Below are 20158 nucleotides of genomic sequence, written 5' to 3'. Positions count from 1 at the left end.
GGGCGCCTGGAGGGTTCGCATAGTCCGGCCGAGTGCGCCCGCCTCGAAAGCGGGTAGGCCCGCAAGGGTCTCGAGGGTTCAAATCCCTCACCCTCCGCCACATCACCGCAGGTCAGGGCGGGTCTCGAGTAGGAGGCCCGCCCTTCTGCTGCCTGGCGCGAAGCCGCGCTGGTCACATCCGACGGCAGAGGCGTCGTCGAGGGCGTCCGTGGGGTCCTCGTCATCGCGCCCTCGAGCTCAGGGCGTAGCCGCTCGCCTCTATGCGCATAGGGTTCACGACCGAGGAGGTGCAGTGTGGCCAAGCGTCCCACGGTGTACGACGTCGCCGAGAAGGCCAAGGTGTCGATCGCCACGGTGTCGTTCACCTTCCGGCAGCCGGACAAGGTGAAGGAATCGACGCGCGAACTGGTCCACGCCGCGGCGCGGGAACTGGGGTACATACCCAGCGCCAGCGCTCGGGGGCTGGCGCGTGGTCGTACCCGTGCGTTGGGCCTGCTCTCTCTGGACCACCGGCCTGTGGATCTCGAGAGGGGACCGTCGTTCGACCCATCGTCGGCCGATCCGAACGCCGACTGCCGGCAGTTCCCGCTCTACGTGGACGAAGTCCAGCGCGGCGTCGAGCGGGAGTCCTGGCGGCGTGGCTATGCCCTCTTGGTCGGGGGCGCAAGCCAAGCGAACAGCAGTGCCGTGCTGCTCGACATCGCCGGTCGGGTGGACGGCCTGGCCGTGTTCTCCGGAACGGTTGGCGACACCGACCTGCATCGCACGGCTCAACTTCTGCCTGTCGTGGTCCTCGCCGAATCGACGGTCGATGACGACCTGAGTCGGATCAGCGTGGACAACACCGGCGGTATGCGCGACCTGACCGAGCACCTCATCACGTCGCACGGCGCGCGTACCTTGCAGTTCGTCGGCCCGATCCATGACGTCGATCGGTTGGATCGGTTCAACGCGTTCCGCGCCGCGTTGCGTGCCGCCAGACTTCCAGTCCCCCGCGCGCCCGTTGCGGCAGACGGCGACCATCGAGCGATGGTCGTGGACCTCGAGGATCGGAACGCACTGCCGGACGCCTTCGTGTGCGCCACCGACGAGGTCGCCTGGACACTCATGGACACCCTGAGCGCCTTGGGAGTCGACGTACCCGGCACGGTTGCGGTGACCGGATTCGACGGCCTGGTCGCTGGGCGCCTCCTCTCTCCCCAACTGACCACGGTGCGTCAGCCGATGGCGGCGATGGGCGCGATGGCGGTGGAAACCCTCGTACGCCGGATCACGCATCCAACGGAGCCAACCAGCTCTCGACGGTTCCCCGTGCAGCTCGTACTGCGGGAGAGTTGCGGCTGCTCAGCCGGCGACGGCTAGGCCTGGATCCCCCTCGGGTTCCGTGGGACCCGACTGGGCCACCCTGACAAGGAGCCTTCGACCGGCTCCGGCCGGGGACACCGAGGACGAGGTCGCCGCCGCCTGGGTCGCCGTGGACCTGCTGCGACGGATGTACCAAGCACCCGACCGCGACACCGCCCACCGCCGGGTTCCGAAGAAAGCTCTTGCCAAACCTCGGTCTATGCGCTTAGGTGACGGGCGTCCCAATCTAAGCGCATAGATTCGCGCCCCGCTGGAGGGAGCAGCGGTGCTGCAGTTCCGTTCGAACCGGGGCTTGGGGGACGTCTCCGATGCGTCGACGGTGGCTCCAGAGGGACAGCCCGACCGTGAGCACGAAGTTGCCGGAGTTGATCGACGATGAATGGGAGAGCCCCCATGTTGCGAACGAGAGTGAAGCCGGCCGTTGCGGTCGTGATGGCAGCCGCACTGGCCTTGAGCGCCTGCGGGAGGAGCGGCGAGGCCGACAGCGCACCGGCGGAGGCGAGCACCATCGGGGAGGGTCAGCTCGCCGGCACGATCACCGTGTGGGCCCAGGCCGACCAGGGCGCCGCGCTGCCCGCGTTCGCCGAGGAGTTCGAGGCCGAGCATCCAGACGTGACGATCAACGTCACGGCGGTCCCGTGGGACGCGGCGCACAACAAGTACCAGACCGCGATCGCCGGCAACTCCACCCCCGACATGGCGCACATCGGCACGACGTGGATGGGGGACTTCGCGGATGCCTTCGCCCCGGTACCCGCCGACTTCGACACCAGTGACTTCTTCGACGGGTCTCTGGGTTCCAACGAGGTCGACGGCACCATGGTCGGTGTGCCGTGGTACGTCGACACCAGGGTCATCTACTACCGCGCGGACCTCGCCGAGGATGCCGGGTACCCGACGTTCCCGACCGACAGGGATGACTTCAAGGCCATGGCTGAAGCGATGCAGACCGAGGCCGGAGCGACCTGGGGGATCAACCTGCCGGTGGCGGGCGCCGACTCCTTCCAGTCGATGCTGCCGTTCCTGTGGTCGGCCGGCGCCGAGCTGACCAACGAGGACCAGACGCAATGGACCCTGGACTCGGACGAGATGGTCGATGGGTTGACCTACTACCAGAGCCTCTTCACCGACGGGATCGCGACCGCGACGCCGGACACCGGAGCCGGCGCAGCGGAGGCCGCGTTCGTGAACGGTTCGGTACCGATGTTCGTCGCCGGGCCGAGCGCGATCGGCAGCCTCAGCGCCGCCGGCGGGTCCGAGTTCGAGGAGCTGATCGGGGTCGGACGGATACCAGCGGGCACGTCGTCGACGTCCTTCGTCGGTGGCGGCAACCTGGTGGTGTTCGAGAACAGCGAGAACCAGGACGTTGCGTGGAGGTTCATCCAGTGGCTGTCCCAGCCCGAGGTCCAGGTCAGGTGGCAGCAGGCCGTCGGAGACCTTCCTTCCGCGCAGAGCGCCTGGACCGAGCCGGCACTGGCAGATGACCCGAAGCTGTCGGTCTTCGGTGCCCAGCTCGAGGACATCAACTCACCGCCAGCTGTGCCGACCTGGACCCAGGTCAGCGCCGCTGCCGACACAGTTCTCGAGCAGGTCATTCGGGCGGGTCTGTCCCCAGCGGAGGCGATGAAGAGCCTGCAGGCAACTGCCGATTCCATCGGTACGGGAGCCTGACCGTGTCGACCACCGAGACCAGGGCGGACGACGGCAACGCCGTGAGGCGGCTCCGCAGGGATCCGGTCAAGGCGCGGCGCCGCAAGCGAGCAGTGGTGGCGTGGCTGTTCGCCCTGCCCTTCGTGGCCGGCTTCGCCGTCTTCATGCTCTTCCCGCTCGTGAGCTCGTTCCTGATGTCCTTCACCGACTTCAGCAGCCGCGACGTCCAAGACCCCCTGTCGGTCAACTTCGTGGGCCTGGATCAGTACGCGGATCTGTTCAGCAATCCACAGTTCCGACAGTCGATGGTGGTCACGGCGTACTTCGTGATCGTGGGGATCCCGCTCACGATGATCGTCGCGTTGGCGCTCGCCATGGCCCTCAACAGCGGTATCGACAGGTTCCGGACAGCGTTCCGGGTCGGCTTCTACACCCCCGTGGTGACCAGCATCGTTGCGGTGGCCGTGGTGTGGAGGTTCATCCTGCAGGACAACGGGTTGCTCAACGCGATGCTGGGATGGATCGGCATCGACGGGCCGAACTGGCTCAACAGCACGACCTGGGCGATGCCCGCGATGATCATGATGGCGGTCTGGCGGAACATGGGAACGCTCATGATCATCTTCCTCGCTGGCCTGCAGATGATCCCGGAGCAGGTCAAGGAGGCCGCGTGGGTCGACGGCGCCAGCGGGTGGAAGACCTTCCGGCTGATAACCCTTCCCCTGATGCGACCGACGCTCCTCCTGGGCGCCGTCCTGTTGTCCGTCGGCTACCTGCAGTTCTTCGAGGAGCCGTTCGTCATGACCAAGGGCGGGCCGCTGGACTCGACCCTCTCGGTCAGCTACTTCACCTACAACCAGTTCGGGTTCGGCAAGTACGGCACGGCATCCGCTGCCAGCTACGTGCTGTTCGTGGCTATCGCCCTGCTGAGCCTGGTGCAGTTCCGGGCGTTGCGATCCAAGGATTGAGGGCACACAGATGGCTATCGCCGACGACACGCTCCCCACCCGCAAGCCCGTTCGTCCGAGCACGATCCCAACCCCGAGGACGCGACGCCTCGGTCTTGTGACGTCACGGCGAGCCGCGGTGCTCTACGCCGCGCTGATCACAGGGTTGGCGGCCACCATGCTGCCCTTCGCCTGGATGCTGCTGAGCTCCTTCAAGACCCAGGGCGAGATCCTGCGGAACCCGACCGGGTTCTGGCCCGCGGAGCCGGTCTGGAGCAACTACGCCAGATGGTTCCAGGAGCTCCACATCGAGCAGTTCTTCTTCAACAGCCTCTTCGTCGCCATCGTCACCGTTCTCGGCAACCTGGTCTTCTGCTCGATGGTCGCCTACGCCCTGGCGAAGATGGACTTCCCCGGGAAGCGAGTGCTGTTCGCCCTGGTGATGATCACGCTGATGACCCCGGTCGTGGTCACCTTCACGCCGTTGTTCGTGCTGATCAGCAAGGTCGGTCTGGTCAACACCTATCCGGCGCTGTTCCTACCGTTCCTGACCACACCGGTGGGGGTGTTCCTGATGCGCCAGTTCATGCTCGGCATCCCCAACGAGCTGATCGAAGCCGCTCGGCTGGACGGGGCAGGTGAGGCCGGGATCTTCGCCCGCATCGTCATGCCCCTCTGTGGTGCACCGCTGGCGACGCTGGGGATCCTGACCTTCCTGTTCTCGTGGAACAACTTCCTGTGGCCGCTGGTCGCCGCCCAGAGCGAGGACAAGTACACCCTTCCGGTCGCGTTGTCCCTCTTCTCGACAGGACAGGACGCCACCGACTACGGACTGCTGCTCGCCGGGTCTGTCCTGGTCATCGGCCCGATCGTGCTGCTGTTCATCCTCCTCCAGCGGTTCTTCATCCAGAGCGTCGCCGACGCCGGGATCAAGTAGGGCCGAACCGGCCGCCGCCCCTGCCAGCGTGCGGATCCACCTCGCCATCCAACATCTCGCGGAGTATCGATTGCTGTCGAACCTGTCCGGGCCGCCGGACGTGCTGGCTGACCGCCGGTCAGCCCCGTACCAAGACCCGGCCCTACCCATCGAAGAACGGCTGAACGACCTGCTGACCCGCATGACCCCGGCGGAGAAGATCGGTCAGCTCCTGCAACTCGATGCCATGAACGACCTCGAGGACGTCGTGGTGCAACGGCACGCCGGGTCGATCATCCACGCCTCCCCGGAGCGGATGACGCAGGCGATGGCCCTGGCGGCGCGCACCCGCCTCGGCATCCCCTTACTGGTCGCGGACGACTGCATCCACGGTCACGGATTCTGGCCCGGTGCGACGGTCTTTCCGACGCAGCTGGCCATGGCCGCCACGTGGGACGCGGACCTGGTCCAACGCTGCGCCCGAGTCACCGCGATCGAGGCGTCCGCCACCGGCATCCACTGGGTCCTCTCACCCGTCCTGTGCATCGTGCGGGACCTGCGTTGGGGCCGCGTGGATGAGACGTTCGGTGAAGACCCGTTCCTGATCACAGAGCTGGGTGCCGCCATGATCCGCGGCTACCAGGGCGACGGCCTAGATGACCGAACGGCAGTCCTGGCTTGCGCGAAGCACTTCGCCGGCTACTCCGAGACCCAGGGAGGGCGTGACGCAAGTGAAGCCGACATCAGCCGCCGCAAGCTCCGATCATGGTTCCTCCCGCCCTTCGAACGTGCGGCACGCGAAGGTTGTCGCACCTTCATGCTCGGTTACCAGTCGATGGACGGCGTACCGATCACGGCCAACTCCTGGCTGCTCAACGACGTCTTGAAGGAGGAGTGGGGGTTCACCGGCGCGCTCGTCACCGACTGGGACAACGTCGGACGCATGGTGACAGAACAGCGAGTGTGCACCGACGACGCCGAGGCAGCCGCCGTTGCCCTCCGCGCCGGCAACGACATCGTGATGGGCACTCCCGGCTTCTTCGAAGGTGCTCAGGAGGCGTTGTCGCGGGGTCTGATCACCGAGGAGGACCTTCACTCGCCGCTGCGCCGCATCCTGCGCACCAAGTTCGAGCTGGGACTCTTCGAGAACCCACGCCTGCCCGATCCAGAACGCCAGGAGGTGGTCATCGGCTGCGACGACCACGCCTCCCTGAACCTCCAGATCGCGCGCCGATCACTGGTGCTCCTGCGCAACGACGGGACCCTGCCACTGGAGAAGCCCACGGCAGTGCGGACCGAGGTCAGCGGCCACACCCGCACGATCGCGGTGATCGGGCCCAACGCCGATGATCCGAACGTCCAACTGGGCGACTGGGCCGGCTCCTCCGGCCAGGTCGACTGGATGATGGACGGTCACCCACGCGAGACCGTTGAGACCGTGCTCGACGGTCTCCGTGCGGTCGTCCCTGCCGACTGGACCGTCACCCATGCTCGTGGGGCCGAGATCGGCGTCGTGAAGTCGTCCGGCTCGCTCCTCCCCAACGGCCTGGGGCACCCGATGCTCGAGCCTGTCCCCGTGGACCCGAGCATGGTGGCCGAGGCGGTGGCCGTTGCGCAGCGCGCCGACTACGCGATCGCCGTCGTGGGTGACAACATCGCGCTGACCGGCGAGTCCCGCTCGACCGCCACCCTGGAGCTCGTCGGCGGGCAGATCGCGCTGCTCGAAGCGTTGGCAGCCACCGGCACGCCGATGATCGTGGTCGTGCTCAGCTCCAAGCCCCTGGCGCTGCCCGAGGCCGTTCTGAATGCCGCCGCGCTCATCCAGGCGTTCAACCCCGGGATGCGTGGCGGGCGAGCCATCGCCGAGCTGATCATGGGCAGGATCGAACCCTCAGGGCGACTGCCCGTGTCGTTCGCACGGCATGTCGGCCAACAACCCGTCTACTACAACGTCATCCGCGGTCAACACGGCGACCGGTACGCCGATCTCACCCAAGACCCGCTGTTCGCCTTCGGGGAGGGGCTCAGCTACTCCACGGTGGAGTACACCGATCTGGTCATCCACACCCCCGAAGTGACCCCCGACGCCGCGATCCGGGCTGAGGTGACGCTGACCAACACCGGCGCTCGCCCTTCTCTGGAGACGGTGCAGGTCTACGTCAGCGATCTGGTCACGAGCGTCACCTGGGCCGGCAAGGAGCTCAAGTCCTACCGGCAGGTCCTCGTCGACCCGGGCGAAGCCATCACCGTAGACCTCCAGCTGCCCGCAGCGTCCTGCACGCTGGTCACCGCCGATGGCCGCCGCGTCGTCGAACCAGGTGAGTTCGCGCTGCTCGTTGGACCCAGCTCCCGGACCATGGACCTCCTCAGCACCAGCTTCCGCATACGGCACTGCAACATCGATCATCAATGAGTTCAGCCCCAAGACGCTCGCCGAGGCGCTCCGAAACGAGCCCAACGAGCCGATTCGCGGCCCGTTGCTGCGACCTTCACGACAGGAGTTGACCGATGAAGCCATACATGCGTTCGCGCACCGGGTCCATGGAGTCAGACCGGCGCGTCCTCCCCGTCGCGGGGGCGCGTCGGTGACCGGGGCAGGAGCGGACTGGTGGCGAAGCGCGGTCGTGTACCAGGTCTACTTGCGCAGCTTCGCCGACGCCGATGGCGACGGGGCGGGCGACATCGCCGGCCTGCGCTCGCGGTTGCCGTACCTGGCAGACCTGGGTGTCGACGCCATCTGGATCAACCCGTGGTATCCCTCACCCCTCGCCGACGGCGGGTACGACATCGTGGACTACCGGGACGTGCACCCGGAAGCCGGCACGATGGCTGATGCCGACGGGTTCATCAGCGATGCCCACGCACTCGGCATCCGTGTGCTGCTGGACATCGTTCCCAACCACACCTCCGACCAGCACCCGTGGTTCCAGCAGGCCCTCGCCAGTGGCGTGGGCTCGACGGCACGCGATCGCTACCTGTTCCGCCCTGGCCGCGGCCCAGGTGGGGACCAGCCACCCAACAACTGGATGAGCCAGTTCGGCGGTCCGGCGTGGACGCGGGTGACGGAGCCCGACGGCCAGCCCGGCCAGTGGTACCTGCACCTGTTCGCCGCCCAACAGCCGGACCTGGCATGGTCCTGCCCAGAGGTCCGGGCCGACTTCGAGGACACCCTGCGGTTCTGGTTCGATCGTGGCGTCGACGGTTTCCGCATCGATGTGGCCAACTCCCTGACCAAAGATGTCGATCTGCCCGACCTGGACGCGCTCGAGCTGTCACACCGAACGGGCCCGGACCGCGAGCATCCCCACTGGGACCGGCCGGATGTCCACGACATCTACCGGGGTTGGCGCAAGGTCGCTGACAGCTACGACCCACCGCGCGTCTTCGTGGCCGAGGCCTGGGTGGACACGCCTGAGAGGATGGCCCAGTACGTGCGGCCAGACGAGTTGCACAACGCCTTCAACTTCGAGTTCCTCTCCTCGCGCTGGCACGCCAAGTCACTTCGCCTCGTGATCGATGGGAACCTGGCGGCCCAGCAGGCCGTGGGCGCTCCGGCTACCTGGGTGCTGTCCAACCATGACGTCGCCCGCCACCCGTCTCGCTACGCCAGGCCCCAAGGCGAGGAACGGGGGCACAACTTCGACCACCTGATCGGTGTCCCCGCCGATCACGAGCGTGGCCTGCAACGGGCACGCGCGGCGATCCTGCTGATGCTGGCACTGCCCGGCAGCGTCTACCTGTACCAAGGCGAGGAGCTCGGCCTGCTCGAGGTTGAGGATCTCGCCGATGAGGTGCTGACCGATCCGACCTGGGAGCGATCGGGCCGCACCCTCCGAGGCCGGGACGGCTGCCGTGTGCCCATCCCCTGGTCAGGCGACGCCCCGCCGTTCGGGTTCAGCCCCGACGGGTCAGCCCCGCCATGGCTGCCACAACCAGCAGCGTGGGCGGATCGCACCGTCCACGCCCAGGCTGCCGACCCCGACTCGACCCTGAACCTGTACCGCCGGGCCCTGCGCCAGCGTGCCGACCACCCCGCCCTCGGCGACGGCACCATGCAGTGGTGTGACACACCGGAGGACGTGCTGATGTTCGCGAGGTCCCCACGCTTCGTCTGCGCCGTCAACTTCGCCGACACGCCGCTGCAACTGCCCCCGGATGCACAGATCACGCTCACCAGCGGACCCCTGACCGGCGACGGAACGCTGCCGCAGGACACGGCCGTCTGGCTACAGACTGACCGGTAAACGCAGTGCCGACCCTTTCACTCATCCTGTTGCATCGAGCCTCGGTTATCGGGGCGGCTCGCCAGCGTCGTCAGCTCTTCGGGGTCGCCGTCGAGGACAACGAGTTGCACGTCCCGATGGTCGGGGCAGCGCTCGCCGGCTGTGGTGATGTAGCGGCCGCACGAACACCAGTGTTCACCGTCGGTCTGTGACAGGGCCACCGCGTGGTGCTCGACAGGCCGGCAGTACACGCAGTTGCACCCACGGCTGAACGGGGTGACCGCTTGGAGCGCATTGGCGCATCCGATGGCGCGGCGGCGTTCACGGTCGGCATCTCGTCGAGCGCGGGCACGGACGTGGGCGTCGGCCAGGGACGTGAGCGCTCGTTCGTAGTCAGGGTCGAGGTAGCGCGGCAGCTTGCCCGGGTCATCGAGGCGCGACTCACCAGTGTTCGCCGCCGAGAAGCGCACCGGTGTCGGCCAGAGCAGCTCGCCATCGGCACCGGCTGGCCCGGCCACGGCGCGAACGTCCACAACGCTTCCCAGGCGGCTGGCCGCGTTGGCGATCTTTTCGGCGACCCGCTCAGCCCGACGCCGTGCGGTCTGGACACGGGCGCCACCCGCGACGGTGTAGGTCAGCACGACGGTGTAGGTGGCGCTATTGCGGAACTGGGCCGTCTCGTGCGGGGAGGTCATCGCGGCTCACCGCCCGGGCGAGCTTCTGCTCCGGCCATCGGCCGCGCGAGCCCGCTGGCAGCACGGTGAGCTTCGATGGCGCCCCAGACGAGCAGGTAGGCGAAGTAGTAGTCCAAGGGGACCTGGAGCCGGTCGGCGATGTAGCGGTCGACGTCGGCGGCGGGCACGCCCTCGCCGACAGCGGCCTGCTCGAGGTGGGCGAGGATCTGTTCGTGGGTACGGGTCATCGGTGCGTCCTCTCCAGTGCGATCGGTGCCTGATGCGGCGGTGGGCAGCTGCGGCCGTGGGCGAGCACGGCTGCGATCCGGGAGGCGAGACGGCCCGCATCACCGCGCGGGTGACCAGCGGGTGCGGCCGTGAGACGCGTGTGACCATCTGTGGTCACGGGGGCCATCGCCCGGTCACGGAGGTGTCTCCTCAGCGCGGCGTCCACCGGCTCCTCCGGGTGGCTGAGATGCGCCTGGGCGGCTAGTGCGAGCAGGTGGGACCGGACGATCGGTGCTGATCGTTGGACCGCCGAAGGCAGCCGGTCGGCGACGGCGTGGACCGCTTCAGCCAGCAACCTGTCGTCGAGGACGCCGTCGAGCACCCTCGCCCAACCGGTGGCGTCACGATGGGCTTCGTCGTCGTCGCAGAGCTCGTCGAGGTGGCGGCGTGTCTCGGCCGCGCGCCGCTCGGCCCGGCGTCGCACCAGCTCGCGGTCCTCGTGCCGGTCGGGCCCGAGATCCCAGCCCTCGGCCAGGGCCTGGATCACCCAGCCCGCAGGACGGCGAACCTCCCGGCTGACAGCCCCGTCGACCACGGCACGGACGCGGTCGGGACCGTGGTCCTCCACCAGTCGTCTGGCGCGGTCGGCCGCGATCCCAAGACCGACGAGCTGGCCGACGGCATCGTCGCTACCCACCGTCTGCTGTTGGTCTCCAACAGCAGCTTCTTCTCTGTTGTGTCCGACCTCACCGCGTCCGGTGCCGCCGTGTCCGGCCCCTTCGGACACGGCGGAATTCAGCAGCCGATCGGCCCGCTCGGAGGCCGTGTCCGGGTCCTTCGGACACCGCGTCGTGGCGCCGTCGTCGGCGACTGGCCGGCGCGCACTTCGGCCGCGGCTGGTCGAGGGCGGGGTGTGGGTGAACCGCTCCAGACACGCCGAGGGATCGAGGACGTACCGGCATGCCTCCCACCGGCCCGACGGGCCCTGGCGGCCCTCCTCCTGGAGCACGAAGCCGTAGTCACGCAGCCGGGCCAGGTGCTTGGCCGCCGTGTCCTTGTTGATCCCGAGGTTGGCCGCGATGCGGCGCACGTTCGTGGTCGAGACCAGCCGCCCCGCATCGTCGAGCCTGGCGTCGAGGGCGATGTCCTCCAAGATGGCCCACGCCACCAGGCCCACCGCTCGCTTCACCTCGCGTGAGGAGGGGAAGACCTTGGCGAACGGCTCAGCTCGTCCGATGATCCGGCCGTCGGAGAGCGCACGCCCGGTCTCGTGGCCGAACGCCACGACGTCACGGGCCTGCATCACTGGCCGGGTCGCGCTGGTGGGCTCGGCGCCGGCCATCAGCGCGACCTCACGGCCGACAGATCGCAGCGTCCTCGAGTCGTTCGGAGCCATCCGGCGCGACGTGCCCGACCAACCGGCACCACGGCGCTGGTCACGTGCTGGTCACACGTGGTGTGGCACGTCCCGGCGCCAGCCCTCACCGACAGGCAGAGCGATGCGGCGAAGCTGCAGGTCAGCGGCAGGTTCCGGCAGGTGAGGTTCCTGGCCGGCAGCGCCGCCACTCCCTCGAAAGCGGGTAGGCCCGCAAGGGTCTCGAGGGTTCAGATCCCTCACCCTCCGCCACATCACCGCAGGTCAGGGCGGGTCTCCCGTAGGAGGCCCGCCTTTCTGCTGCGCGGCGCGAAGCGGCGCTACCGGGGCGGCCCGGTCGTCGTGCCGTGGATCAGGCGCCGCGGAGGTCGCGCACACGCTGGATCTTCCCGACCGAGCGGAGGAGCGCGGTGGGCTCGACGAGTTCGATGTCAGCCGTGACGCCGATCGTGGACTTCATGTGGTGGCGGAGGCGGGTGCTGATCGCCGTGCGCTGGTCCGCCGGCAGCGACTCGTGGCGGATCTCGACCCGGACGGTCAGCTCGTCGAGGCGCCCCGGTCGCGTCAGCACGCACTCGAAGTGTGGGGCGAGGTCGGGTTCGGCCAGCAGCAGTTCCTCGACCTGCGTCGGGAACAGGTTCACGCCGCGGAGGATGATCATGTCGTCGGACCGGCCGGTGACCTTCTCCATACGTCGCATGGTTCTCACCGTGCCGGGCAGGAGCCGCGTCAGGTCCCGGGTCCGGTAGCGCACGACCGGCATGGCCTGCTTGGTCAGGGACGTGAACACGAGCTCTCCCCGCTCGCCGTCGGGCAGCACCTGACCCGTCTCCGGGTCGATCACCTCGGGGTAGAAATGGTCCTCCCAGACGTGCAGGCCATCCTTGGTCTCGACGCACTCGTTGGCCACGCCCGGGCCGATGACCTCGGACAGCCCGTAGATGTCGACGGCGTGCATGTCGACGGTCTTCTCGACCTCCTGGCGCATCGCCTCGGTCCACGGCTCGGCGCCGAAGATCCCCACCTGCAGCGACGTGTCGCGCGGATCGAGGCCCTGCGCCCGCATCTCGTCGATGAGCGCCAGCATGTACGACGGCGTGACCATGATCGCGTCCGGCCGGAAGTCGCTGATCAGCCGGACCTGCCGCTCGGTCATGCCGCCGGACACCGGGATCACGGTGCACCCGAGCCGCTCGGCCCCGTAGTGCGCCCCGAGGCCACCGGTGAACAGCCCGTACCCGTAGGCGACGTGGACGACGTCGCCGGATCGCACACCCGACGCGCGGATCGACCGCGCCACGACGTCCGACCACATGGACACGTCGTCGGCCGTGTAGCCGACGACCGTGGGCTGGCCGGTCGTCCCGGAGGAGGCGTGCACGCGCACGACCTGCTCGCGCGGCACCGCGAACATGCCGAAGGGGTAGTGGTCGCGCAGGTCCTGCTTGGTGGTGAAGGGGAACCGGGCGAGATCGGCCAGATCCCGGCAGTCATCGGGGTGCACATCGGCCGCGTCGAAGGCCTCGCGGTAGTGCGGGACGTTGTCGTACGCGTGCCGCAGCGACCAGCGCAGCCGCTCGAGCTGCAGGGACCGCAACTCGTCGACCGACGCGGTCTCGATCGGGTCGAGCGTGGACGGGTCGGGCGTGAGGTCGCGCACGGCGAGCGGCTCCCGGTCGTGGCTGGGGACGGCGGGGACGCGGCCAAGCGTCCCCGCCGGTGCGATCCCGCTCAGGCCTCGGCCGTGGCCTTGACGCTCTCGGGAACCACGATCGCGTCGTCCTCGGTGCGGTCCTGGACGTGCTCGCGTGTCACGCGCTCGTCGTTGCGCGCGGCGTGCTGGCCACGGGTGACCACCGGCGGGGTCGGCGAGCGATGCAGGAGGAGTTGGGTGACGTCCGGGCGGCTGTAGTGGCCGGCAGGGTCGGCCGCCGACTTGGCGATCGCCTGCAGTGCCGGGTCGCAGTCGGCGTACAGGATGCCTTCCTCGTCCTCGGCGAGGGGTTCAGCGAGGTCGGAGCCCTCCGGGCCGTAGATCCGAGCGAAGCCTCCGCCCCTGGTCAGCAGCGCCTTCTTCGTATCGGTGTCGCAGAAGAACTCGACGCCGGCGTCACCGATGAGCCCACAGGCCGCGAGCACGAAGACCTGACCTTCGACGGCGTACATCCGGCTGGCAGCGGTGTTGACCTCGGGGCTGAGTGCCTGCGCGGCGCCTGGGTAGATGGAGAAGGATGGCCATGCCGCGCAGTGGATGTCCTCACCCATGCTGTACATCGCGTACTTGGACAGCGGCTGCAGGTGCTCCCAGCAGCACAGCCCACCGACCTTGCCGAACTCGAGGTCGACGACGTCGAGATCAGAACCGTCGCCCTCGCCGTAGACGGTGCGCTCGACGTGGGTGGGCTTGAGCTTGCGACGCGCCTGGACCAGCTCGCCGGCCGGATCGAAGACCGCCTGCGCGAGGTACAGGGTCCCGCTGTCGCGTTCGCTGTAGCCCATCGAGACCGTGATCTCGTTGCGCTTGGCGGCGTCGGCGATCTTGGCCAGCTGCGGCCCGTCGACCGTCGGACTGTTCATCAGATACCTCGGCACCAGCGGCATGTTCGCCGCCGGACTGTCGAGCCAGATCTGCCACGGATAGCCCGGGATGAAGGCCTCGGGGAAGGCGATCACCTCGGCCCCGGCCCGCCCCGCCTCGTCGAAGATCGACACTGCCTTGTCGGCGGTGGCGTCCATGTCGAACCAGACCGGCTCGGCCTGGACGGCTGCCGCTCGAACCGTTCGCGTCAGCATGCTCGTCGTCTCCCTCGACTGGTCGACCCAGGTGGCCGACCACACCACTGTGACGGCGACACTCGTCACGTTGCGAGGACGGAGACGTCACGTCACCGGGACGCAGGCGACAGGTCAGCCGCGCGCGGCGCGGTACTCGGAGGGTGAACACCCGTGTGCGCGGCGGAAGACCCGCGCCAGGTGCGAGGCGTCGCAGTACCCGAACACGGCAGCGATGCTCGCGATCGAAGAGGACGCCCTCGAAGGATCGGCCAACGCTGCCGTCGCGCGGCGCAGGCGCGCACGAGCGATGCGTTCGCTCAGTGATCCCTCGCCGTCGTCGAAGAGACGCTGCAGCGTCCGCGGCGACACGGCGAAGGCGTCGGCGATCCCGGCGATCGACAGGGCAGGATCGTGCAGGTTGGCCTCCGCGAAGGCCAGAACCTGCGCACGGGTCAAGCCGGCCCCCTGCCGAGGGGGCGCCGCCCCCTGAGGTCGCAGCGCGGTCGCCAGGCAGTCCAGTGCATGCTCGGACAACGCTCTGGTGCTCAGCGTGTCCAGTCCCTCGGCGTGGGAGAACAGCGACCGGACGAGAGCGGTCCCTACCGCTGTCGTTGCCGCCTCAGCCGCACATCGCCGGGCCACCGTCGAGGCCAGATCGATCCCGCGACCCGTCAGTTGCTCACGAGGGAACTGCACGACGATCTGGTGGAACGGCGAGTCGAACACCAGCTCGTAGGACCGCGAGGAGTCGTACAGCGCCATGTCGCCGGCCGACAGCACGGCTGTGCGCCCCTCCTGTGAGATGCGACCGGTCCCCACCAGTTGGATGCTGAGAAGGCAGTCGTCCCCGTCCGCACCCGACGGGCGCCGCACGACCTGGCCGCCCGCCGCGACGTGGGACATCCGCAGGGTGTCGTTCCAGGTCTGCACATCGATCGAGCCATCGAAGCGGGAGCCGATACCAACGGGATCGGCATCGAGACGGACGTACGCCGCGCAGATGGCATCGCGCCAGTAGTCGAACCGCTCCGGTGGCGCGACATCGTCCGTCGTGTACATGACGGCCTGGACTCCCATGCATCGAGCGTACGGCGCGGGACGGAGACCTGTCCATCACGGTGCCGACACCACGGAGGTGTCAGGCGTCGCCGTCGACGAGGACGACCACGAGCCTGCGGGGGCCGTGGACACCCTCGACGCGGTTGAGTTCGATGTCGCTGGTCGCCGAGGGGCCGGAGATCCACGTCTGGGGGCGCGTCGGGTCGAGTCGCGCGAGGGCGTCCGGGACCGTGGCGACGACCTGGTCGGCTGCGACGATGCAGACGTGGAGGTCGGGCACGAGGGTGATCGCGCGTCGACCCTGGTCGGGCGAGCCGTCGAGCACGATCGTCCCCGTGTCGGCAACCGCCACGGTCGCGCCGGTGACGACGGCGTCGACCTGGTCGAGCGCCTCCGCGTCCAGGCCGTCGTCGCGGATCGTGCGGGGGCCCGTCGGCAGCCACGCGTCGAGCAGGCCGGGTGGGACCACGACGGTCGCCGCGTCCCCGAGCCCGCTCGTAACCGCGTCGATGACCCCGCCGACGTCGACCCGTACCACCGTGGCCTTGTAGTCCTCCAGGCGATCGACGAGGAGGTCGAGCAACGCGGCTCGGCCCCGGCCATCATCGCTGCCCTGCCCCCTGTACTCGCGCGGGACGTCGGGGGCGGCCGGGGCCGGACCGAGCGCCGACCGGATGCGTGCGAGGACCTCGTCTCGCGCGGTCATCGCGACCCCTTCCCGCGGGTGCGGTCCCACCACTGACGGAAGGTCTCGGCGGGCGGGGCCGGGGCGTCGCGGCTGGTGGTCCAGGCCGACAGCGGCCACGGGGCGCTGCGGATCGTGCGCTGCCCACCCCGGTCCCGGGCCACCAGCCGCCCCGCGCCGACGGCGCGCTGCGCGGCGGCGAACCGCTTCGGGTCGGACATCACCCAGGCCGCGGTGGCCATCGCTGTGGCCTCGCCGGTGGGGAGGCGTCGCTGCTCGGACTGCTCGGCGACGTGTCGGGCACGCAGGTGCACGAGGATCTCGGGGATCGGGATCTTGACCGGGCAGGCGTCCTCGCAGGCCCCGCACAGCGTCGACGCGAACGGCAGCGACGCGTTGTCCTCCACGCCCGTCAACTGCGGGGACAGCACGGCCCCGATCGGCCCCGGGTAGACCGACCCGTAGGCGTGGCCGCCGGTGCGCTCGTAGACCGGACAGACGTTCAGGCAGGCGGAGCAGCGGATGCAGTGCAGCGCTGCGCGGCCCACCTCGTCGGCCAGGGTGGCAGTACGGCCGTTGTCGAGCAGGACCAGGTGGAAGGCCTGCGGCCCGTCACCGTCGTGCACGCCGGTCCAGAACGAGGTGTAGGGGTTCATGCGCTCGCCGGTGGCGGACCGGGGGAGCAGCTGCAGGAACACCTCGAGGTCCTGCCACGTCGGGACCAGCTTCTCGATCCCCATCACCGTGATGAGCGTGTCGGGCAGGGTCAGGCACATCCGGCCGTTGCCCTCGGACTCCACCACCGACAACGTTCCCGTCTCGGCCACGGCGAAGTTCGCCCCGCTCACCCCGACCTTCGCCGACAGGAACCGTCGGCGCAGGTGGGCCCGCGCCGCCATGGCCAGCTGCCGGGGGTCGTCGGTCAGCGTCGGGTCCACGCCCGGCATCTCGCGGAGGAAGATCTCGCGGATCTCGGCGCGGTTGCGGTGGATCGCAGGGACGAGGATGTGCGAGGGCTGGTCGTCGGCGAGCTGGACGATGAGCTCGGCCAGGTCGGTCTCCCACGCGGCGATGCCGGCATCGGCGAGGGCCTCGTTGAGGCCGATCTCCTGGGTGGCCATGGACTTGACCTTGACCACCTCGCGCTCGCCCGTGGCAAGGACCAGGTCGGTGACGATCCGGTTGGCCTCGGTCGCGTCACGTGCCCAGTGCACGACCCCGCCGTTGGCCACGACCCGTTCCTCCAGCTGCTCGAGCAGCTCCGGGAGCCGGGCCATCGCGGCCGCCTTCAGCGCGGCACCGGCATCCCGCAGGGCCTCCCAGTCGTCGACCTCGTCGACCACGGCCAGCCGCTTGGCCCGGATGGTCCGGGTCGCGTCGCCGATGTTGCGACGCAGCTGGGTGTCGCCCAACGCCTCACGGGCAGCCTGCGGGAACGGCCGGTCACCACGCAGGTGGCCGACCCCACGGGGCGCATGGGCCACCGGCAACGGCGTGCCCACCGAGAACGGACCGCCGCCCTCGGGGGTCACGCGTCGACCTGCTCGGTCGATGCGAGAATCTCGGCGAGGTGCACCGTGCGCACGCCCGCACGGAGCCTGTCCAGTCCCCCACCGATGTGCATCAGGCAGGAGCTGTCGCCGGCCGAACAGACCTCTGCCTTCGACGCCAGCACGTTGGCCATCTTGTCGGCCAGCATCGCCGTCGACGTGTCCGGGTTCTTGAGCGCGAAGGTGCCACCGAACCCGCAGCACTGGTCGGCGTCAGGCAGCTCCACGAGCTCGAGGCCGTGCACCTGCCGCAACAGTGCCAGGGGCTTGTCCCCCACGCCGAGCATCCGCAACGAGTGACACGTCGGGTGGTAGGTCACCCGGTGCGGGTACGACGCGCCGACATCGGTCACACCGAGGACGTCGACCAGGAGCTCCGACAGCTCGAAGGTCCGCGCGGCGATCCGCTCGGCCCGGTGTGCCAGCTCCTCGTCGCCGGCCGCGCGCGCGACCATCGCGTGCTGGTGGCGGACCGACCCGACGCACGACCCTGACGGTGCCACCACCAGCTCGTGGTTCTCGAAGGTCTCGACGAAGTGCCGCACGATGGGCAGCGCCTGTTGCTGGTACCCCGTGTTGATGTGCATCTGGCCGCAGCACGTCTGCGCCCGCGGGAACACCACCTCGTGGCCGAGCCGCTCCAGCAGCGCGACGACCGCCCTGCCCACATCCGGGTACAGCGTGTCCGCGAGGCAGGTGATCAGCAGCGCGATCCGACGTGGACGGTGCTCGGGCGACGATGGGGGCGGGGGCTCAGTCACAGTGGAAGACCTCCTCCATCGGTGCCCACCGGGTGGCACCGGCCGACTCGAGCGGCTCCTGACACGGGTCGGTGAGTGTCCACCATCGCTGGGTCGCCTGGTCCTGCGCGATCAGGGCCATCGACCGCTCGAAGTCGTCGCCGTCGTACTCCATGTAGCTGAACAGCAGGCCGTCGCGGAGGAAGATGGAGTAGTTGCGCACCCCGGCCCGCTGCAACGCGGCGAGCACGTCGGGCCACACGGCCGCGTGCAGCCGGCGGTACTCCTCCTCCTTCTCCGGCCGGAGCCGGATGACCGCGGCATGGCGCTGCAGCGTCATCGGGTGCTCTGCGTGGCGCGAGGGCGCAGATGCGTGATCCCGCCGTCCACGTCGAGCGCCGTCCCGGTGGTCGAGCCCGAGCGGGGGCTGGCGAGGTACGCGACGGCGTCGGCGACCTCCTGAGGAGACACCATGCGGCCGGTGGCCTGGCGGGCATCGAGCGCCGCCTTCTCCTTCGCCGGATCGGGGAACTTCGCGAGCATCCGGTCCACGAAGCCGGTGTGCACGGTGCCAGGCGACACACAGTTGACACGGATCCCTTCACCGACGTGATCGGTGGCCATCGCGTAGGTCAGGGCCAGCACGGCACCTTTGGAGGCGTTGTAGGCCGCGCGCTGTGGCAACCCGTTGAGCGCGCCGATCGAGCACATGTTGACGATCGACGGGTGGGCGGAGCGGCGCAGATGAGGCAGTGCGACCGCCGACACGCGCGCGATGCCGACCACGTTGACGTCGAGCACACGGTGCCACTGGTCGTCGCTCAGCTCCTCGACGGTGCCGACGGCGCTGATGCCGGCGTTGTTCACCAGGACGTCCAGACCGCCGAGCTCATCGACGACCCGGGCGATGGCTGCGTCGATCGAGGACCTGTCGGTGACGTTGCAGGAGACGCCGAGCACGTGGTCGGGGAGGTCGGCCACGTCAAGATCGAGCGACGCCACGCGGGCACCACGGGCGGCCAGCTCCTCGGCGACCGCCAGGCCGATGCCAGCGCTGCCGCCGGTGACCGCGGCCACCAGGCCGTCGTACTCGGGCGCGCTCATCGCGTTGCCGCTGCGAAGGTCTGCCGGGCGCTGCCGAGGCCGCTGATCTCGAGCTCGGCGACGTCCCCGGGCTGCAGGTAGGGGTGGTCGGGCAGACCCAGCGCGACGCCGGCGGGCGTGCCGGTGTTGATGAGGTCACCGGGACGCAGGACCATGAACTGGCTCAGGTACCAGATGATGTGGGCCACCGAGAAGACCATGTCGGCGGTCGTGCCGTCCTGCCGCTTGGTCCCGTTGACCGACAGCGTGAGGCGTAGATCCTGCGGGTCGGCGATCTCATCCGCCGTGACCAGCTCGCCACCCAGCGGGTTGAAGGTCTCGCAGCTCTTGCCCTTGTCCCACTGCCCCCCGCGTTCGAGCTGGTACTCCCGTTCGGACACGTCGTGGGACACGACGTAGCCCGCCACGTGCGCCAGGGCGTCGGCCTCGGAGTCCAGGTAGCGCGCCTGCCTGCCGATGACGACGCCGAGCTCGACCTCCCAGTCGGTCTTGGTGGAACCGGGCGGGATGAGCACGGTGTCGTACGGGCCGACCACCGTGGCCGGGTCCTTCATGAAGACCACGGGCTCCGCCGGGAGGGCGGCTCCGGTCTCCTCGGCATGATCGCGGTAGTTGAGACCGATGCAGACGATCTTGCCGGGCGGGACGATAGGCGCACCGACCCGCCGTTCTCCCGCATCCTCGAGCGGCGCGAGCGTGCCAGCCGCAAGGGCGTCGCGAACCCGGGTCAGGCCGTCCGCGGCGAGGAACGCCGGGGTGATGTCGTCGGTCACTGGACGCAGGTCGAGCGAGGTGCCGTCGTGGACGAGGACGGGGATCTCCTCGCCGGGGGGGCCGAGTCGGGCGAGGCGCATGGTGTCTCCTGTC

At 69.1% G+C, this 20158-nt stretch carries 18 protein-coding genes and 1 tRNA gene; 7 read left to right on the top strand and 12 right to left on the bottom strand.

Annotated features, from left to right (window positions below):
- Positions 1 to 8: 8 nt before the first annotated feature.
- The 7 genes from NITAL_RS03885 (at position 9) to NITAL_RS03855 (ending at position 9122) form a co-directional block, all read left to right on the top strand.
- A tRNA-Ser gene (locus tag NITAL_RS03885) sits at positions 9 to 100 on the top strand.
- A gap of 194 nt (positions 101 to 294) precedes the next feature.
- A complete protein-coding gene (locus NITAL_RS03880) occupies positions 295 to 1362 on the top strand; it encodes a LacI family DNA-binding transcriptional regulator (protein WP_052664853.1) in 1068 nt (355 codons plus the stop codon).
- A 435-nt stretch (positions 1363 to 1797) separates the two neighbouring features.
- Complete coding sequence (locus tag NITAL_RS03875; RefSeq protein ID WP_211262186.1) at positions 1798 to 3036, top strand: extracellular solute-binding protein; 1239 nt, start codon at positions 1798 to 1800, stop codon at positions 3034 to 3036.
- 41 nt (positions 3037 to 3077) lie between these two features.
- The gene (locus NITAL_RS03870; RefSeq protein WP_052669396.1) at positions 3078 to 3983 is read left to right on the top strand and encodes an ABC transporter permease subunit; all 906 of its coding nucleotides are present in this window, start codon (positions 3078 to 3080) and stop codon (positions 3981 to 3983) included.
- A gap of 10 nt (positions 3984 to 3993) precedes the next feature.
- Complete coding sequence (locus tag NITAL_RS03865) at positions 3994 to 4899, top strand: ABC transporter permease subunit (protein ID WP_083441198.1); 906 nt, start codon at positions 3994 to 3996, stop codon at positions 4897 to 4899.
- Between the two features lie 100 nt (positions 4900 to 4999).
- Positions 5000 to 7291 (top strand): exo-beta-d-1,3/1,6-glucosidase, encoded by a 2292-nt coding sequence (locus NITAL_RS03860; protein WP_342674216.1) that lies wholly within the window; start codon positions 5000 to 5002, stop codon positions 7289 to 7291.
- A 211-nt stretch (positions 7292 to 7502) separates the two neighbouring features.
- Complete coding sequence (locus NITAL_RS03855; protein ID WP_211262183.1) at positions 7503 to 9122, top strand: glycoside hydrolase family 13 protein; 1620 nt, start codon at positions 7503 to 7505, stop codon at positions 9120 to 9122.
- A 17-nt stretch (positions 9123 to 9139) separates the two neighbouring features.
- Here NITAL_RS03855 and NITAL_RS03850 read toward each other — a convergent pair whose 3' ends face one another.
- The 12 genes from NITAL_RS03850 to NITAL_RS03795 all read right to left on the bottom strand — a co-directional run bounded on the left by NITAL_RS03850 (position 9140) and on the right by NITAL_RS03795 (position 20145).
- Positions 9140 to 9796 (bottom strand): hypothetical protein, encoded by a 657-nt coding sequence (locus NITAL_RS03850; RefSeq protein WP_052664848.1) that lies wholly within the window; start codon positions 9794 to 9796, stop codon positions 9140 to 9142.
- Positions 9793 to 10023 (bottom strand): hypothetical protein, encoded by a 231-nt coding sequence (locus tag NITAL_RS03845; RefSeq protein ID WP_052664846.1) that lies wholly within the window; start codon positions 10021 to 10023, stop codon positions 9793 to 9795. Before NITAL_RS03845 ends, NITAL_RS03850 begins: the two co-directional genes overlap by 4 nt.
- Entirely contained in the window at positions 10020 to 11345 is a 1326-nt protein-coding gene (locus NITAL_RS03840) for a hypothetical protein (RefSeq protein WP_157041600.1), read from the bottom strand. The genes NITAL_RS03845 and NITAL_RS03840 overlap by 4 nt, the downstream gene beginning before the upstream one ends.
- Before the next feature lie 385 nt (positions 11346 to 11730).
- Positions 11731 to 13038 carry a phenylacetate--CoA ligase PaaK gene (paaK, locus tag NITAL_RS03835; RefSeq protein ID WP_052664842.1) on the bottom strand — a complete coding sequence of 436 codons (1308 nt, stop codon included), beginning with the start codon at positions 13036 to 13038 and terminating at the stop codon, positions 11731 to 11733.
- Positions 13039 to 13109: 71 nt separating this feature from the next.
- A complete protein-coding gene (locus NITAL_RS03830) occupies positions 13110 to 14171 on the bottom strand; it encodes a carbon-nitrogen hydrolase family protein (RefSeq protein WP_083442079.1) in 1062 nt (353 codons plus the stop codon).
- A gap of 114 nt (positions 14172 to 14285) precedes the next feature.
- Positions 14286 to 15230, bottom strand: coding sequence for an AraC-like ligand-binding domain-containing protein (locus NITAL_RS03825; RefSeq protein ID WP_052664840.1), 945 nt, complete (start codon positions 15228 to 15230; stop codon positions 14286 to 14288).
- Positions 15231 to 15291: 61 nt separating this feature from the next.
- Positions 15292 to 15918, bottom strand: a complete 627-nt coding sequence (locus tag NITAL_RS03820; protein ID WP_052669391.1) for a LutC/YkgG family protein — start codon at positions 15916 to 15918, stop codon at positions 15292 to 15294.
- Positions 15915 to 17381 (bottom strand): LutB/LldF family L-lactate oxidation iron-sulfur protein, encoded by a 1467-nt coding sequence (locus tag NITAL_RS03815; protein ID WP_342674215.1) that lies wholly within the window; start codon positions 17379 to 17381, stop codon positions 15915 to 15917. Before NITAL_RS03815 ends, NITAL_RS03820 begins: the two co-directional genes overlap by 4 nt.
- Before the next feature lie 44 nt (positions 17382 to 17425).
- Positions 17426 to 18208, bottom strand: coding sequence for a (Fe-S)-binding protein (locus NITAL_RS03810; protein ID WP_052664838.1), 783 nt, complete (start codon positions 18206 to 18208; stop codon positions 17426 to 17428).
- Entirely contained in the window at positions 18201 to 18527 is a 327-nt protein-coding gene (locus NITAL_RS03805) for an L-rhamnose mutarotase (protein ID WP_083441196.1), read from the bottom strand. Before NITAL_RS03805 ends, NITAL_RS03810 begins: the two co-directional genes overlap by 8 nt.
- Positions 18524 to 19291: an SDR family NAD(P)-dependent oxidoreductase gene (locus NITAL_RS03800; RefSeq protein ID WP_052664836.1), complete on the bottom strand. Its 768-nt coding sequence runs from the start codon at positions 19289 to 19291 to the stop codon at positions 18524 to 18526. The genes NITAL_RS03805 and NITAL_RS03800 overlap by 4 nt, the downstream gene beginning before the upstream one ends.
- Complete coding sequence (locus NITAL_RS03795; RefSeq protein ID WP_052664834.1) at positions 19288 to 20145, bottom strand: fumarylacetoacetate hydrolase family protein; 858 nt, start codon at positions 20143 to 20145, stop codon at positions 19288 to 19290. Before NITAL_RS03795 ends, NITAL_RS03800 begins: the two co-directional genes overlap by 4 nt.
- Positions 20146 to 20158: the final 13 nt, after the last annotated feature.

It is taken from the genome of Nitriliruptor alkaliphilus DSM 45188 (assembly GCF_000969705.1).
Classification (GTDB): domain Bacteria; phylum Actinomycetota; class Nitriliruptoria; order Nitriliruptorales; family Nitriliruptoraceae; genus Nitriliruptor; species Nitriliruptor alkaliphilus.
The sequence above is the reverse complement of the archived record's forward strand: the minus strand, read 5'-3'. Positions and strand labels throughout refer to the sequence as shown.